The following is a 13,092-nucleotide window of genomic DNA, read 5'->3' as shown; positions in this document are numbered from 1 at the left end:
CCGAACAAAAACGGCACTACTCGCGGAAAATCAGTAGACAGTCCGTAGTGCCCGTTACTCGGATGCTCCCGGCGTCTCGGTTCGAGCCTGGGATCGGATCTGTTCGAACGTCGCCTGCGAGAGGATCCCGGTGACACTCTCGATTGAAAGGGTATCGATGAGGCCGGCTGGTGGACCGGTGACCAGCAGCGCACCTGCTTCGGAAATAGAATCGTCGACAGTGAGACCGAGGTCAGACGTCGCGCGCTCCTCGAACGAGGTGATTGCGTCTTCGGCAAGGTTCTCCTGTGCGGTACGGTATTCGGCCTGTGCCTCGCTCTGTGTGAGATTCCCTGCCTGGAGTTCGGATTGGATCTCCTGCTGTCGTTCCCGCAACTGTGTCTGGTCCGGTTCGACCACGACCGTCACGGTCGCGGAGTCCGCGTCCGCGCTCTGGCTCTGTGGCCCTGTACCCGTGTTCGCTCCGTCTCCGTCGCCACCCTGGAGGGCGTTACAGCCGGCGAGCGACACTGTCGCGCTCGCTCCGGCGAGTTCGATGAATCGACGGCGTGTGGACTCGAATTCCATTATCGACTAGCGCGGGTCCCGCGGTGTAACCCTTCTGGTAGCCGGTCGTGGTTCTCCAGTCCCCCCTCTCGAACACTGTGGCTTCGAGAGACGAAAGACAGTGGTACCTGTGGTCCAATGACGAATCGATAGCGCGTATGCCGGGACTGGAATCGGACGAGACGCTGGACGCGCCACGGCAAGACGCGATTCCGACGCTTGAGAGCGATGTATCCGGCACAGTCGTCTGGCATCGTGAACACCTTCGGATTCGCGATCAGGCCGCGGTATCGAGGGCCGCAGCGTCCGAGTACGTGCTTCCGCTGTTCGTGTTCGACCCGGCGTTCTACGGTGCGGACGGCCTCGCCTGTGACAGCCGTATCCGGTTCCTGCACGACTGTCTGGCCGACCTCTCAGACCAGTACCACACCGCGACTGGTCGCGGGCTCACTTACGCCCACGGGGACCCGGTGGACGTGCTGGGGCGGTTCCGCGAGGCCGGCTGGGACATCGTGACGATGGCCGTTCCGACAGGACGCTACGGTCGGGAGCGAGACCGGCGCGTCCGGGACCAGTGTGACGTGACATTCGTCGACGGCGACGGGCTGGTTCGGGACCGAGCGGAGACCCGCGACAGGTGGCAGGACGACGTGTCGGCGTGGTTCTCCGCCGACCAGTACGATTGGGACCCGAGCACGGTCACCTCACGGAGCTTCGATACCGGCATCGACATCAGCACAATCGAGGACCACTACGGCGTCACGCCGTCGAAATCCGACGTGCCCCGCGGCGGGACCGGGCCAGCGCGCGAACGGCTGTCGGCGTTCGTCGAGCGGATCGACGACTATCCGGGGAACATCTCCGCGCCGACGGACGCGCGAGACGGGACCAGCGGGCTCTCGCCGTATCTCGCGTTCGGTTGTCTCTCCGTGCGGCAAGTCATCCAGTACATCGAGGCCCACGCCCCCGACAGCCGCGGGAAAGAGATGTTCGTCTCGCGGCTGTTCTGGAACAAGCACTACGAACAGAAACTCGAAGACTGGCCCGGCTGGCTCGATGCGGCGGTGAACCCGGTGTTCGAGGGGTTCAACGCGGCGCAGTACGACCCCGAGCTGGTGGAAGCATGGAAGTACGGACGGACCGGGTTTCCGATGGTCGACGCGTCGATGCGGTGTCTCAAAGAGACCGGCTGGCTCAACTTCCGGATGCGGGCGATGTGTGCCTCGGTCTACTATCACCTGCTCCAGCAGCCCTGGCGGATCGGCGCGGACTGGTTCTCCCATCACCTCATTGACGCCTCGGCGGCGATCAACTACACACAGTGGCAGTCCCAGTGCGGCCTGATCGGCAAGCCGACGCTCCGGCTGTACAACCCCCGAAAGCAGGTCCGCGATCAGGACCCGGACGGCGAGTTCATCCGTCGGTGGGTGCCCGAAATCGATTCGCTCCCCGACGAGTACCTCGACCGGCCCGAGGGGACGCCGGTCCACGTACAGGCATCCTGTGGCGTCAGCATTGGCGAAGACTACCCGCACCCGGTCGTCGACTACGACGCGGCTAGACAGGCGTTTCGCAGGCGTTACGAGGACGTCAGCGCCGACGCGGCCGACGCCCTGCGGGACCCCGCCATCGCGCGCCACGCCTCCTTCTCCGGCGGCCGCGAAGCCGCTGCACGTATCGCCGCGGAACACGGGACGGATGCGTCGAACGGCGCGGAAGACGGCGGGACCCAAAGCACCCTCGGCTCGTTCGGTGACGAGTAGCTCCACAATTCGTTCAGTGTTGCCAAACGCCAAAGAGGCTAAGACGGTCGCGCACACAGACGTATCCAATGGCGGAGGGTCCGGACGACACCGTTTTCGAGGACTGCCAGTTCCTTACTGGGTCACCACAGCGGTTCGCGGTGCTGGCCCAGCTCCGGGAGCGTCCGGCGCGGCCGACCGATCTGTGCGATGCGGTGGACGCGACTCGCACCACGATCCAGCGGATACTCGCGGGCTTCTCCGAGCGGCAGTGGGTCGTCAAACGGGACGGCGAGTACCGGCTCACGGTGACTGGACATCGGGTGTTGGACCAGTACTCGGCACTCATGAGCGAGGTCGAACGGGCTCGGGTGGTCGGTCCGCTGGCCGCCCACCTGGGTTCCATCGCAGCGGACCTCCCGGCGGAGCTGTTAGACCCCGATTGTCTCACGACGAGTTCCGAACAGAACCCGCTGGCCGCGATTGATCGGTTCACGGACTGGCTGCACGAGGTCGACGGCGACGTTCGGGCCATCTCGCCGATCGTGACGTCGGTGTTCAACGATGTCGCGGTGGACCTGCTCGAAACGGGGACGCATATCGAGTTCATCATCGACCACAGCGTCCTCGAACGGTCAGCGTCGGACTTCGCAGACGCGCTGGATCGAGGTATCGAACACGAGAACATCGATACGTACGTCCACGATACTCCGCTTGATATTGGCCTCGCGCTGGACCGCTCGCGGGTCTGTCTGGCGGCCTACGACGACCGGAACAACGTCCGGGCGATAGCCGAATCCGACGCCACAGCGGTGTATAGCTGGGCTGAGACGGTGTTCGACCGATACAGAGCGCGGTCACAGCCGCTTGAATCGGTCCTGTCGGTGCAAGAAAACAAGCAATAATCCAGTCGCTCACGGATGGAATCCGGTGTGGAAGGGCCGAAGGGAGCACTGGTCGGCGCGCCAGCACTCACTGGAGGGCGGGATGGCGTATCCCCGGAGCATGGTATAGCCGGTGGGGGCCTATACTTATTCGCTGTAACTGTTTCGGGACACAAAACATGTTACAGGGGCTGTAACAGCTTAGAACGTTCATGCTATTCTGATCCGACGTCCGGATCGTTTTGCGACAACAACGGGCTGTGTTTCTATACTTTCACCCAGAATGAAATAATAGCCGACAGTATAAGTATGTGGCAATCGTTGACAGAAGTATGTCTCCGCCTGGACGGGAGATTCAGTACACTGAATCGGACGTTATCGAGGTGTTCAGACACCGAAACGATTACGCGGAGCCACTCACGGCGTCGGAGGTGGCGGACAGACTCGGCTGTTCGCGACGGACTGCACTGAACAAACTCCACGACCTCGAATCAGAGACAGATATCACGAGCAAGAAAGTCGGGGGCCGGTCGCGGGTGTGGTGGATCCCCGTGCGAGCGGATTGATGCGGATGTGCCGTCACGACGATTCGTTTTCCGAGTGAAACCGAGGGCGTGTCGTGACGTACACACTGAGGGCTCCGAGCAGTACTCCAAAGACTACGTCGGTCGCCCAGTGGATACCAAGCACCATCGTCGAGAGGACGACGCTGCCGGCCAGGCACGTTGCGACCGGGAGCCAGCGCGGATATTCGGCCCGGAGGCGGTAGGCCATGAGTGCGACTGTCACCGACAGCGACGTGTGCAGCGACGGGAAGACGTTCGTGTTGGCGTTGACCTGGCTCGTCACTAGCTGAAAGCGGGGTATCGTGTCGTACAGGAGCGGTTCGACCGTATCCGGCGCGAAGTTCCGCGGGCCGTACGCGACGAACAGCACGTAACAGAGCAGGCCGATGACGTAGTTGACCGTGTAGGCAAACGCGGTCTCCTTGAGATAGCGTGTGTTTGCCAACAGCAGCGTCAGCACCAGCGGAAACACCAGCAGGAACGCGTAGCCGTACACGTACACGAACCCCAGATACAGTGTGAACCACGCCGGTGCGAGCGACTGGAGCGAGGCGACGAACGACCCTTCGATGGCGTAGATCGTCTTCGTGATGTTGCTGCCGATGAGCCAGGACAGCCCGACGCCGAAATCACGGACGACGCTGTTGGCGGCCAGCACAGCCCCGAGTAAGAGCAGTGGACGGGCCGCCTGACGGAGCCGCGTCCGTAGCGCCGGCAGTTCCGACCGAATGCGGTCCGGGCCGACGATACCGGCGACACCGACGGCAAGCAACAGCGAGACGACGACAGCGACCTCGGAGAAGACAGAGACGACGTTCATACGCTACGATTGGAGGAGCGTACCCGTGTCGTACCGATAGCCGGCCTCCCGGAACGCCGACCGGACCTGCTCCGTGTCCAGTTCGCCGTCGGACCCGAGAAACGGAGTGACTGTGCCACCTGGCTCCCACTGCAACGTCTCCGGCACCTGTCCTGTCCCTGCGAGCGGACTGACAGCCGGTGTCGCGTAGCCGTCGAACACGGTGTCGACGAGATACTGGCGGTCGACGAGGTGGGACAGGAGGTTCCGGAACCGCGAGTTCGACAGCGGCGCGGACCGGACGTTGAACCCCAGAAAGTAAAACGAGTCGCCTTGGTCCAGCAACAGCGTGAGGTCGTCGGCCCGCCCGATAGTCCGAACGAGGTCCGAACCGACGCCGACAGCGGTCGCATCGGCGTCGCCGCTCTCGACGAGTTCGACGGCAGTGGAATCCGAGCCGACGAACCCGACCTCGACCGCGTCAAAGGGCGGGTCGAGCGCGCTCGCTGCGACGCTGTCCGCGGGATCAATCGTCGTTCTGAAGTGGTCCTCGAACAGGGTCAGGCGCAGCGACTCGCGGTCGCTCGCGGTGTCAAACTGGAGCGGGCCGCTCCCGACCGGAGGGATGGCATCAGTCACGAGCGCTTCCGTCGTCGCGGCACCGATGCCGACCCCACCGATGTCGGCCTTGCTTGCCCGCTCGCGCCAGACGTGTTCGGCCAACAGCGGCACGGTGAGTGCCCGCTCCGCGACTGCACGACTGCAGTCCGTACAGGTGAGTTCGACCGTCCGCTCGTCGATGGCGGTAGCCGCGGTCACCACTGTGGCGCGGCCGCGGTACCGCGTCGGCGGCACCGCCTGCTCGAAGGCCCCGAGCGAGGTGTCGGCTACCATCCGATAGGTGAACGCCACGTCAGCCGCGGTCAGTGTCTCGCCGTCGTGCCATTGGAGATCGTCACGCAGTGTGACCCGCAATACTGGCCCGTCGGGCTGGGATGTGTCCCACTCCCAGTCGACCCCCGCCCAGGGGACCAATCCACCTTGATACTGCCGAGCGAGCGAGTCGTACACGAGGCTCGTAATCCGGCCACGCCGACGGAACGGGGCCATCAACGGATTGAGGTTCCGCGTGACGCGGCTATCCGTCGTCACGAGTCTGAGCGTCGTCGCCTCCGGGTCAGCCCGGTCGAGGGTTAACAGCCGTAACGGTGACTTCCCGAACGCGCCGGTCCACCCGCTGAAGCGTGTCGTGTTCGCCGCGCGGATGCTGTCCGGCGTGCCGATGACGAGAAACGGGCAGGCGTTCGCCAGTTGCTTCTGGAGCGACGCCAGCGTCTCGGCTCGGCGGTCGTCGGACTGGCGGCGCTGTGCCGTCAGCAGTTCGTCGACTTCGAGATCGGCGAACCCGAAGGGGTTCTGCCAGCCGCGCTCGGCGGCAAACGACGAGTGGACCAGCGAGTACAACGAGTCCGCCGTGATCTGTCGGTAGGGGTAGCGGGCGACGAACGCGTCGAACTCGTGGTTGAGGAGGGTCTGGCGGTACAGTTCCGTCGCAGTCACCGGCTGAACGGTGGTGTCGACACCGGCGGTATCGAACCACGTCTCCAGCTGGCGTGCGATGTGCATCGCACCGGGGTCCTCGTCCGCCGGGCGCGTCTTGATCGAGAGCGAGACGGCGGGGGATTCTTTGTTTCCTGCGAGCGTCCGCAGCCGCTGCATACAGCCGCTCGTCGCCGCCAGCCCGGCCGCTGCGCTCCCCAGCACCGCTCGTCTGGAAACATCCTGAGGTGACTGGCCGGCTCCGTACATATGTTCAGGTGTCAACACGTCCTCCTATATAACACTCTGTACTTCCGACGACTTCCGGGTGCTGCTGTCACGGATAGAACCCCACGCAAGCGGTGCCGTCAATCCACTCAGAACTCCCACTGCTGAGCGCGTTCGCGGGCCTCCGAACGTGCTTGGTCCTTGATGGCCTCGATCTTCTCCGTGTCGTCTAAGAACGCCTCGACGGCGCTTTGCTCCGCGGCCCCGTCTTCGGCCGTCGCCGCGTCGCCGTCGCCCATCGCTGACAGCCGCTCGTCGGGGGCCGCCCGTCGCGTACTGTCGGCCAGTGCCGGGTCGCCGCCCAGCCGTTCGGCGGGCATCCCGGGCGGGACTCGGAGGTCGGCTGCTTCGTGTGCCGATTCGAGGTCGGCGTTGTCGAGTGCGTACAGCGAGACGTGGTACGGCCCGGGGACGGCGAGGTCCGCGAGCGCCGGCGGCCCACCGCGGTCCGTGCCGGTGTGATAGACCAGCACGGGGACGCCGTCAGTGAACGTGATGACGCCCCGCCCCTCGCCGTCGAGCAGGAGCGTCTCCTGGGACTCGAAGACGGCATAGCCGGTCAGTTCGCGGTCGAGCACGTCAGCGAGCGTGTCCCGCGGGTCCGTGACGACGCGGGACTTGTCGAGTCGGCCGCGGGGCAACTTCATAGTGACTCGGGGATGACGGCGCTCTGGAACCGGTCGGCGGCGTCGGCGGCCGCCCCATCCCGCACGGTGAGCGATTCGGCGGCCGCTCGGTAGGCCGTCGCCGCCTCGCATTCGGGAGCGTGGGCAAGCAGCGGCCGGCCAGCACGCCGTGCCTCACGGGCCCGCTCGCTTTCGGGGACCGCGGCCAGCGTCGGCCCGTCGAAGTACCGCTCGGTCTTCTCCGAGACCTGTTCGATGGACTCGGACTCGCGGACTTTGTTGAACAGGAGGCCCGCTACGTCCGTGTCGTAGGTCGTCGCGTACTCCTGGACCTTCAGCCCGTCCGAGATGGCTGGAATCGTCGGCTGGAGGACGACGACAATGCGGTCTGCCAGCACGATCGGAAGGACGGCGGTCCGGCTGTCGAGCGCCGGCGGCGAGTCCAGCAGGATGACATCCGTGTCTTCTGCGAGCGTCGCAACCACGTCCCGGAGCCGGTCCGGGTCGGCGTCCCTGAACCCGTCGAGGCTCGTGCCACAGGGAACGACAGTCAGCCCGAACCGGTCGTACGCCGCCGCCTCGACGGGCGCGTCGTCGGCCAGCACGTCGTGCAGCGTCGTCTCGGCGTCGGAGAGGCCGGCGTGAAAGAGGAGGTTCGCCATGCCCGTGTCGGCGTCGACCACCGTCACGTCGTAGCGGTCGGCCAGCGCCATCCCGAGGGCGACGGTGCTCGTCGTCTTGCCAGTCCCGCCCTTCCCACTGGCGACCGCGAACACTTCGACCATTGGAGAATATTGCGAGCTAGGTGTATATAAATTTCCGGAATTTGAAGGAGTATCAAACGGTCACCAATCGGCCAGTCCGAGCGGGCCGAGGTCGACGTGGTCGGCGACGAGGCCGGCGGCTCGCTCGTACGGGTCGCCGCTCTCTCGCTCGTTTGCCGCTGGGGAGTCAATACCAGCACTCTCGAACGCATTTCGCACGAAGGCACCTCTGGCAATCTCGTTGACGAAGAGGTCGTGGAGGTATGTGCCGAGAACGCTGTCGGTCGCCGCCCCGTCGCCGTCGAACGGCCGGGCCGCCTCGTCGGTCAGCGTCGAGTCGCCCATGTGGATCTCGTAGCCCTCGACGGTCCCGCTCGCGCCCGAGAGCGGCCCGACGCCGTCGAGGTCCCGCTGGACGTGCTCGACCGTTTTCGATTCGCTGAACTCGGTCGTCACGGGGAGCAAGCCCAGCCCCTCGACCCGGTCCGTGTCGCCGGTCCCCTCGATGGCGGCGTTCGTAATTGCCTCGCCGAGCATCTGGTAGCCGCCACAGAGGCCGACGACGGGGCCGTCGAACGACTGGAGGCGGTCGCCAAAGCCCGCGTTGGTGAGCGCCAGCAGGTCGTCAACCGTGTTCTTGCTCCCCGGCAGGACCACCGCGTCGAACTCGTCGAGCGTGGCGTCGGGCGGAACGTAGGCCACCCTGACGCCGGGTTCGCGGGCGAGTGGCTCCAGATCGGTGAAGTTCGAGATGCGCGGGAGCCGCGGGACGGCGACGGTAATGCTCTCGTCGCCGGGGACGCCGTCGTCAGCGCCGACGACGGATCGCTCGCCGACCGGCGGCAGCGCGACGCTGTCCTCCTCTGGGAGCCCCGGGTCGTCGTACGGGAGGACGCCGAGAACGGGGACGCCGGTCCGGTCCTCGAACTCGTCGATGCCGGGGGCAAGCAGCGACCGGTCCCCGCGGAACTTCGTGATGACCGCGCCGGCCACTTGGTCCCGGATGTCGTCGGGGACCAGTTCCAGCGTCCCGACGAGCGAGGCAAAGACGCCGCCGCGCTCGATGTCGGCGACGAGCAACACGTCGGCGTCGGCGAAGCGCGCCGTTTCGACGTTCGCCAGGTCGCGGTCGTGGAGATTGATTTCTGCGATAGAGCCCGCGCCCTCGGCGACGATCACGTCGTGAGACTCGGTGAGTCGGCCGTGGGCCGCGCGAGCAACATCGAGGGCGTCCCCCCAGTGTTCGTCGTAGTACCCCCGGGCCTCAAAATGCCCGACCGCCTCACCGTCCAGAATCAGTTGCGACTCGCCGTCGCCCCGCGGCTTCAGCAGAACTGGATTGTGGTCGGTCGATGGCGCGACGCCGGCCGCGCGGGCCTGGACGTACTGCGAGACGCCGACTTCGCCGCCGGGTGTCGCCCGGGCGTTGTTGCTCATGTTCTGGGCCTTGAACGGCGCGACCGAGACGCCACGGTCGGCCAGATAGCGACAGAGCCCGGCCGCGACGGTCGACTTGCCGACGTGGCTCGCCGTCCCGGCGACCAGCAGCGTGTGGGCCATCAGGCTGTGTTGGGAGACGAACGCACTGGTGTCTTTCGCTCAGATCACTAAACCCATATCGATTTAATACTGCCCAATCAACTGAATCCGGATTAGCCGTTCACACGGTACTCAACGTGAAATGGTTTAACCAAAACAAGTAAACGATATCGGGTTGAGTCGATGACTATGTCGGAGCGATGGTGCGTCATCATCGGTGATGTCATCGAGTCACGGTCGGTCACAGATAGAGAGGCGTTGCGGGCGTCGCTCAATCAGGGCGTGTCACGAGCGACCGACGCACTCGCCGACCAGACGGTTGCGCCGTTCTCGGTGTTGAAGGGGGTTGACGAGGTCGGAGGAGTCATCAGAAACCCTGGACATGCTTACCGCGCTATCCGGGAAATCACCGAATCGATACACCCGACTGCGATTCGGTTTGCGGTTGTCCACGGAGAAGTTGACGTGGGGATGACAACGAGCGAGGTTTCAGAGATGGATGGCCCTGCGTTCCACAAAGCAGATACGTTGCTAGCTGACATCACGGAAAACGGTCGGGCCGTTGCGCTGCACGATCCTGTCGTGAAGTCTTGGCTACTTTCGCTGCTTGCCGACCAGATACACCTACTGTTTGCGTGGAAACAGGAATGGACGCCACACCAGGCGTCGATCGTCCGTGAGTACCGCGAAAGAAAGAGTATGCAGGCGTTGGCTGACGACCGAGACGTATCGATTCAGGCCGTCTCACAGACGCTTTCGCGGGCAAAGGCGGAGATGGTACTGTCAACCGAAGCAAATCTTGAAGCGGCCATGACAGAGGTCTGGGAATGAGTTCTGTGAGTTGGCGGACACCAGCGTCGGCCGTAGTCACAGTCGGTGCTATTCTTGGTCTTGTCTGGGCGACCGGTGATTTGATTTCGTCTATCTCATTTCGCTCAGCGGTCGTAGTTGGTGCCGGGTACGCTCTGTTGCTGTCGACAAGTGGGACCATGGTATCCGCTGCTCTCCAATACGCCGGTGCCGATGTGAGTGAAAAAGAAGCGGATACGGGACGTGCGGTCGGGAAAGTAGAGAATATTCTGATACTCACGTTGACGCTACTCGGCGCATACACGGCACTAGGGCTGGTGTTCACTGCAAAGTCAATTGTCCGCTGGCAAGACATCTCCAGTGGGAACACGACGTATTATCTCACGGGGAGTATCGCCAACGTGACGTACTCGCTAGTCTTCGGCGTCTGTCTTGACTATCTGCTTGGAACCGTCTAGAACTCCGTTCCCTTCCGCGCGCCCTGCCCGGCGTCGATGGGGTGTTTCTCCTTGTTGACTTCCGTTATGAGATCGGCATGGTCGGTCAGAAATTCTGGTCGCTCGTGCCCGCCCGTCAGGACCAGTTCGAGGTCGTCGGGCTTTGCTTCGATGAGCCCAATCACGTCCGCCGGATCGACGAGGCCGCGGTTCGCGGCGTAGAGAATCTCGTCGAAGACGAGCATGTTGACGCCCTCCTCTGGCGGCCCGTCGGCGTCCCGCGGCGTCGAGAGGTCGGCGTCGGCGCTGGCCTGAACGAGTTCCCGTGCGCGGTCGAGTGCCCCCTTCGCGCGGGCCTCGTGCTCGTCGTCCTCGCTCCCGTCGAGGAAGCCGTGCCAGCCGTAGTGGCCGGCGTTCTCGTAGGAAAAGCCCGGGAGGGCGGCGATAGCGTTGTACTCCCCGCGCACGTCTTCGACGGTGCTGGTCCCGCCTTTCATGAACTGCAGGAGGTGGACGCGGTAGCCGTGGCCGACGGCGCGGGTCGCCATCCCCAGCGCCGCCGTCGTCTTCCCTTTGCCGTCGCCCCACCAGACCTGCACCAGCCCGAACTCCTCGGGCGCGCTCGGACTGATCGGTTCGGCGGTCGGTCCGGCCGTGTTGTCGCTCATGCCCCTCTGTTGGATCGGATTCTGTTTAGCCGTTCGGTCTCAAGGACCGCCGTCGGGAACCCCTCCCTCTTCACGGTTCGAAAACCTCAGTCTCGCGCTCTGTAACCACGCCGTATGCCGCATCCTCCACGGTCGGCAGGCTGTCGCCGTCGTAGCGGGCGGCGAGACTCGACCGGATAGCGTCGCGGACACAGACGCGAGCGGCGGCCCCGATTTCTGTTGCGCTGCCGGCGAACGGTGCGGACTCAGCGCTCGGGACACAGCCGACGATGGCGGCGTCGGAGGTGGTTCCGGGCACGCCCGCTGCGTCGAGTAGTGTCGCGGCCTTCGCCTCGACAGCCGTGGCGAGTAGCGTTGCCAGCGCGCCGTCGTCCAGCGCGCGGTCGACGCCGGCGACGAGATTGACCGTGCCGGGACGCCAGTCGGGGCTGTCTGCCGGATTCGATGCTGTTCCGTCGGAGTCGACCGCTTCGTCTGCTCCCGACATCGGCAACGCCGCGGGGTTCGAGAGGCCCGCGGTCGCCAGCACCGACACCGGGCCGCTCCGGGCACAGCGGGCGTGCTCCATATGCACGCCGGTGAGCAGCGCCGGGCCGAGGGGGAAACCGGTCGCGGACAGTCGCTCCGCACGGTAGGCGTCGAGGTCGGTCCGCTCGAACCCCTCGGGTACGGTGACGTTGTAGACGGCGTCTGCGGTCCGATAGCCCCCGTCCCACGCTGTCGAGAGCCAGCGGGCTCCCTCGCGGCGGAGCTGACAGACGCCGTCCCGAACGGTCGTCTCAAACATCCAGCGCGTCCAGCAGCCGGTCGTTTTCTCCGGGGGCTCTGACGGCGACGCGGATGTGCGAGTTCAGCCCGCGGAACGTCCGCGCGTCCCGGAGTGCGATACCAGCCTCGCGAGCCGAGGCAAGGATGTCGTCGACAGACTCGTCGGCGTCGCTGACTGACAACAACATGAACGGCGCATCGGAGGGGCACACGTCGAACCGTGTTTTCAGCCGCTCCCGCATCCGCACGCGCTCCTCGGCGACGCGGGCCTTCGTCTCCGAAACGAACTCGGTCTGTCCGTAGCAGTGTGTGCCGACCGCGGCCGCCGGCGCGCTCATCGACCAGGCGCGTCGCGCGGTTGCGAGTCGGTCACGGGCCTCGCCCGAACCGACGGCGTAGCCCATCCGGATGCCGGGGAGGCCGAACAGTTTCGTCAGCGAGCGCGCGACGATGACGCCCTCACGGCCCGCCAGCGACTGCTCGTCGGTAAAGCCGAGAAAGGCCTCGTCGACCAGCAGCGTCGTCCCAGCGTTGAGACAGTCGTCGGCGAAGGCCCGGAGCGCCGACGGGTCGGCCGCTTCGCCGGTCGGATTGTTCGGGTTGCAGACGATGGCGAGCGCATGACCGTTCGGGTCGGCGGTCAGCAGGTCGTCGTGTGGGACGAACTCCGGCGTCCCGCCCTGGAGCCGGACCTCGCGGGTGTATTCGCCGAAACTGGGATACGGGACGAGGACGCTCTCGCCCGCCCGGACCGTCGTCTGGATCGCCAGGCGTATCGCTTCGAGGCCGCCGGCCGTGGGTATCACCTGCGCCGGCTCGCAGTCGACGAAGGCCGCTGCGGCCGCTCGGAACTCGGGGTAGTCGTCCGCCGGATACGAGCGGGCGGCCTCGAACGCCGCCCGGTACGTCTCCGCGGCGTCCGCCGGGACGCGGGGGTTCGTGTTCGCGCTGAAATCCAGCAGGTCCGGGTCGTCACTGCTGCCGTGTGGGACGCGCCCGTCCGGCCCGATGGCGTCCTCGGCCCCGTCGCCGCCACTCGCCCGCAAGCCCTCGACCGAATCAGGGTCCATTGACGGGGGCTACGGCGGGCGGTGTGGAGAAGGTTTCGCGGCGGTC

The 13,092-nt window shown here is 65.2% G+C and carries 14 protein-coding genes; 5 read left to right on the top strand and 9 right to left on the bottom strand.

Features of this window, described 5'->3' with window-relative positions; translation table 11 throughout:
• Window positions 1-54: 54 nt before the first annotated feature.
• Window positions 55-567, bottom strand: coding sequence for a hypothetical protein (locus tag VI340_RS11505; protein WP_008308189.1), 513 nt, complete (start codon window positions 565-567; stop codon window positions 55-57).
• Window positions 568-704: 137 nt separating this feature from the next.
• Here VI340_RS11505 and VI340_RS11500 point away from each other — a divergent pair, with 137 nt between their 5' ends.
• From VI340_RS11500 to VI340_RS11490, 3 genes are all read left to right on the top strand, one after another.
• On the top strand, window positions 705-2,309 hold the full coding sequence (locus VI340_RS11500; protein ID WP_336358379.1) for an FAD-binding domain-containing protein: 1,605 nt from the start codon (window positions 705-707) through the stop codon (window positions 2,307-2,309).
• Between the two features lie 68 nt (window positions 2,310-2,377).
• Window positions 2,378-3,193 (top strand): helix-turn-helix transcriptional regulator, encoded by an 816-nt coding sequence (locus tag VI340_RS11495; protein WP_336358378.1) that lies wholly within the window; start codon window positions 2,378-2,380, stop codon window positions 3,191-3,193.
• A 311-nt stretch (window positions 3,194-3,504) separates the two neighbouring features.
• Entirely contained in the window at window positions 3,505-3,738 is a 234-nt protein-coding gene (locus tag VI340_RS11490) for an HTH domain-containing protein (RefSeq protein WP_008308192.1), read from the top strand.
• A 13-nt stretch (window positions 3,739-3,751) separates the two neighbouring features.
• Here VI340_RS11490 and VI340_RS11485 read toward each other — a convergent pair whose 3' ends face one another.
• The 5 genes from VI340_RS11485 to VI340_RS11465 form a co-directional block, all read right to left on the bottom strand.
• Window positions 3,752-4,558, bottom strand: a complete 807-nt coding sequence (locus tag VI340_RS11485; protein ID WP_336358377.1) for a phosphatase PAP2 family protein — start codon at window positions 4,556-4,558, stop codon at window positions 3,752-3,754.
• Between the two features lie 3 nt (window positions 4,559-4,561).
• Complete coding sequence (locus VI340_RS11480) at window positions 4,562-6,346, bottom strand: ABC transporter substrate-binding protein (protein WP_336358376.1); 1,785 nt, start codon at window positions 6,344-6,346, stop codon at window positions 4,562-4,564.
• Between the two features lie 107 nt (window positions 6,347-6,453).
• Window positions 6,454-7,011: a hypothetical protein gene (locus VI340_RS11475; RefSeq protein WP_336329005.1), complete on the bottom strand. Its 558-nt coding sequence runs from the start codon at window positions 7,009-7,011 to the stop codon at window positions 6,454-6,456.
• Complete coding sequence (locus VI340_RS11470; RefSeq protein WP_008308199.1) at window positions 7,008-7,775, bottom strand: nucleotide-binding protein; 768 nt, start codon at window positions 7,773-7,775, stop codon at window positions 7,008-7,010. Before VI340_RS11470 ends, VI340_RS11475 begins: the two co-directional genes overlap by 4 nt.
• A gap of 60 nt (window positions 7,776-7,835) precedes the next feature.
• A complete protein-coding gene (locus VI340_RS11465) occupies window positions 7,836-9,314 on the bottom strand; it encodes a cobyric acid synthase (RefSeq protein ID WP_008308201.1) in 1,479 nt (492 codons plus the stop codon).
• A gap of 168 nt (window positions 9,315-9,482) precedes the next feature.
• On the opposite strand from VI340_RS11465, the gene VI340_RS11460 reads away from it, so the two are divergent.
• Together VI340_RS11460 and VI340_RS11455 are read left to right on the top strand one after the other, a co-directional pair.
• Window positions 9,483-10,124, top strand: a complete 642-nt coding sequence (locus tag VI340_RS11460) for a SatD family protein (RefSeq protein ID WP_049942825.1) — start codon at window positions 9,483-9,485, stop codon at window positions 10,122-10,124.
• Window positions 10,125-10,318: 194 nt separating this feature from the next.
• The gene (locus VI340_RS11455) at window positions 10,319-10,561 is read left to right on the top strand and encodes a hypothetical protein (protein ID WP_239642255.1); all 243 of its coding nucleotides are present in this window, start codon (window positions 10,319-10,321) and stop codon (window positions 10,559-10,561) included.
• Here VI340_RS11455 and VI340_RS11450 read toward each other — a convergent pair.
• From VI340_RS11450 to VI340_RS11440, 3 genes are all read right to left on the bottom strand, one after another.
• The gene (locus VI340_RS11450; protein ID WP_336329007.1) at window positions 10,558-11,208 is read right to left on the bottom strand and encodes a cob(I)yrinic acid a,c-diamide adenosyltransferase; all 651 of its coding nucleotides are present in this window, start codon (window positions 11,206-11,208) and stop codon (window positions 10,558-10,560) included. The genes VI340_RS11455 and VI340_RS11450 overlap by 4 nt on opposite strands.
• A gap of 70 nt (window positions 11,209-11,278) precedes the next feature.
• Window positions 11,279-11,995, bottom strand: coding sequence for an adenosylcobinamide amidohydrolase (locus tag VI340_RS11445; protein WP_008308207.1), 717 nt, complete (start codon window positions 11,993-11,995; stop codon window positions 11,279-11,281).
• The gene (locus VI340_RS11440) at window positions 11,988-13,046 is read right to left on the bottom strand and encodes a threonine-phosphate decarboxylase (protein ID WP_336358375.1); all 1,059 of its coding nucleotides are present in this window, start codon (window positions 13,044-13,046) and stop codon (window positions 11,988-11,990) included. Before VI340_RS11440 ends, VI340_RS11445 begins: the two co-directional genes overlap by 8 nt.
• Between the last annotated feature and the right edge of the window lie 46 nt (window positions 13,047-13,092).

The organism is Haloarcula sp. CGMCC 1.6347 (assembly GCF_037078395.1).
In the GTDB taxonomy this organism is placed as follows: domain Archaea; phylum Halobacteriota; class Halobacteria; order Halobacteriales; family Haloarculaceae; genus Haloarcula; species Haloarcula amylolytica.
The sequence above is the reverse complement of the archived record's forward strand: the minus strand, read 5'-3'. Positions and strand labels throughout refer to the sequence as shown.

Coding starts and splice junctions, on each gene's coding strand:
- VI340_RS11460 (WP_049942825.1), top strand. CDS start 9,483: ATGTCGGAGCGATGGTGCGTCATCATCGGTGATGTCATCGAGTCACGG.
- VI340_RS11475 (WP_336329005.1), bottom strand. CDS start 7,011: ATGAAGTTGCCCCGCGGCCGACTCGACAAGTCCCGCGTCGTCACGGAC.
- VI340_RS11485 (WP_336358377.1), bottom strand. CDS start 4,558: ATGAACGTCGTCTCTGTCTTCTCCGAGGTCGCTGTCGTCGTCTCGCTG.
- VI340_RS11440 (WP_336358375.1), bottom strand. CDS start 13,046: ATGGACCCTGATTCGGTCGAGGGCTTGCGGGCGAGTGGCGGCGACGGG.
- VI340_RS11450 (WP_336329007.1), bottom strand. CDS start 11,208: ATGAGCGACAACACGGCCGGACCGACCGCCGAACCGATCAGTCCGAGC.
- VI340_RS11505 (WP_008308189.1), bottom strand. CDS start 567: ATGGAATTCGAGTCCACACGCCGTCGATTCATCGAACTCGCCGGAGCG.
- VI340_RS11480 (WP_336358376.1), bottom strand. CDS start 6,346: ATGTACGGAGCCGGCCAGTCACCTCAGGATGTTTCCAGACGAGCGGTG.
- VI340_RS11495 (WP_336358378.1), top strand. CDS start 2,378: ATGGCGGAGGGTCCGGACGACACCGTTTTCGAGGACTGCCAGTTCCTT.
- VI340_RS11470 (WP_008308199.1), bottom strand. CDS start 7,775: ATGGTCGAAGTGTTCGCGGTCGCCAGTGGGAAGGGCGGGACTGGCAAG.
- VI340_RS11500 (WP_336358379.1), top strand. CDS start 705: ATGCCGGGACTGGAATCGGACGAGACGCTGGACGCGCCACGGCAAGAC.
- VI340_RS11465 (WP_008308201.1), bottom strand. CDS start 9,314: ATGGCCCACACGCTGCTGGTCGCCGGGACGGCGAGCCACGTCGGCAAG.
- VI340_RS11490 (WP_008308192.1), top strand. CDS start 3,505: ATGTCTCCGCCTGGACGGGAGATTCAGTACACTGAATCGGACGTTATC.
- VI340_RS11445 (WP_008308207.1), bottom strand. CDS start 11,995: ATGTTTGAGACGACCGTTCGGGACGGCGTCTGTCAGCTCCGCCGCGAG.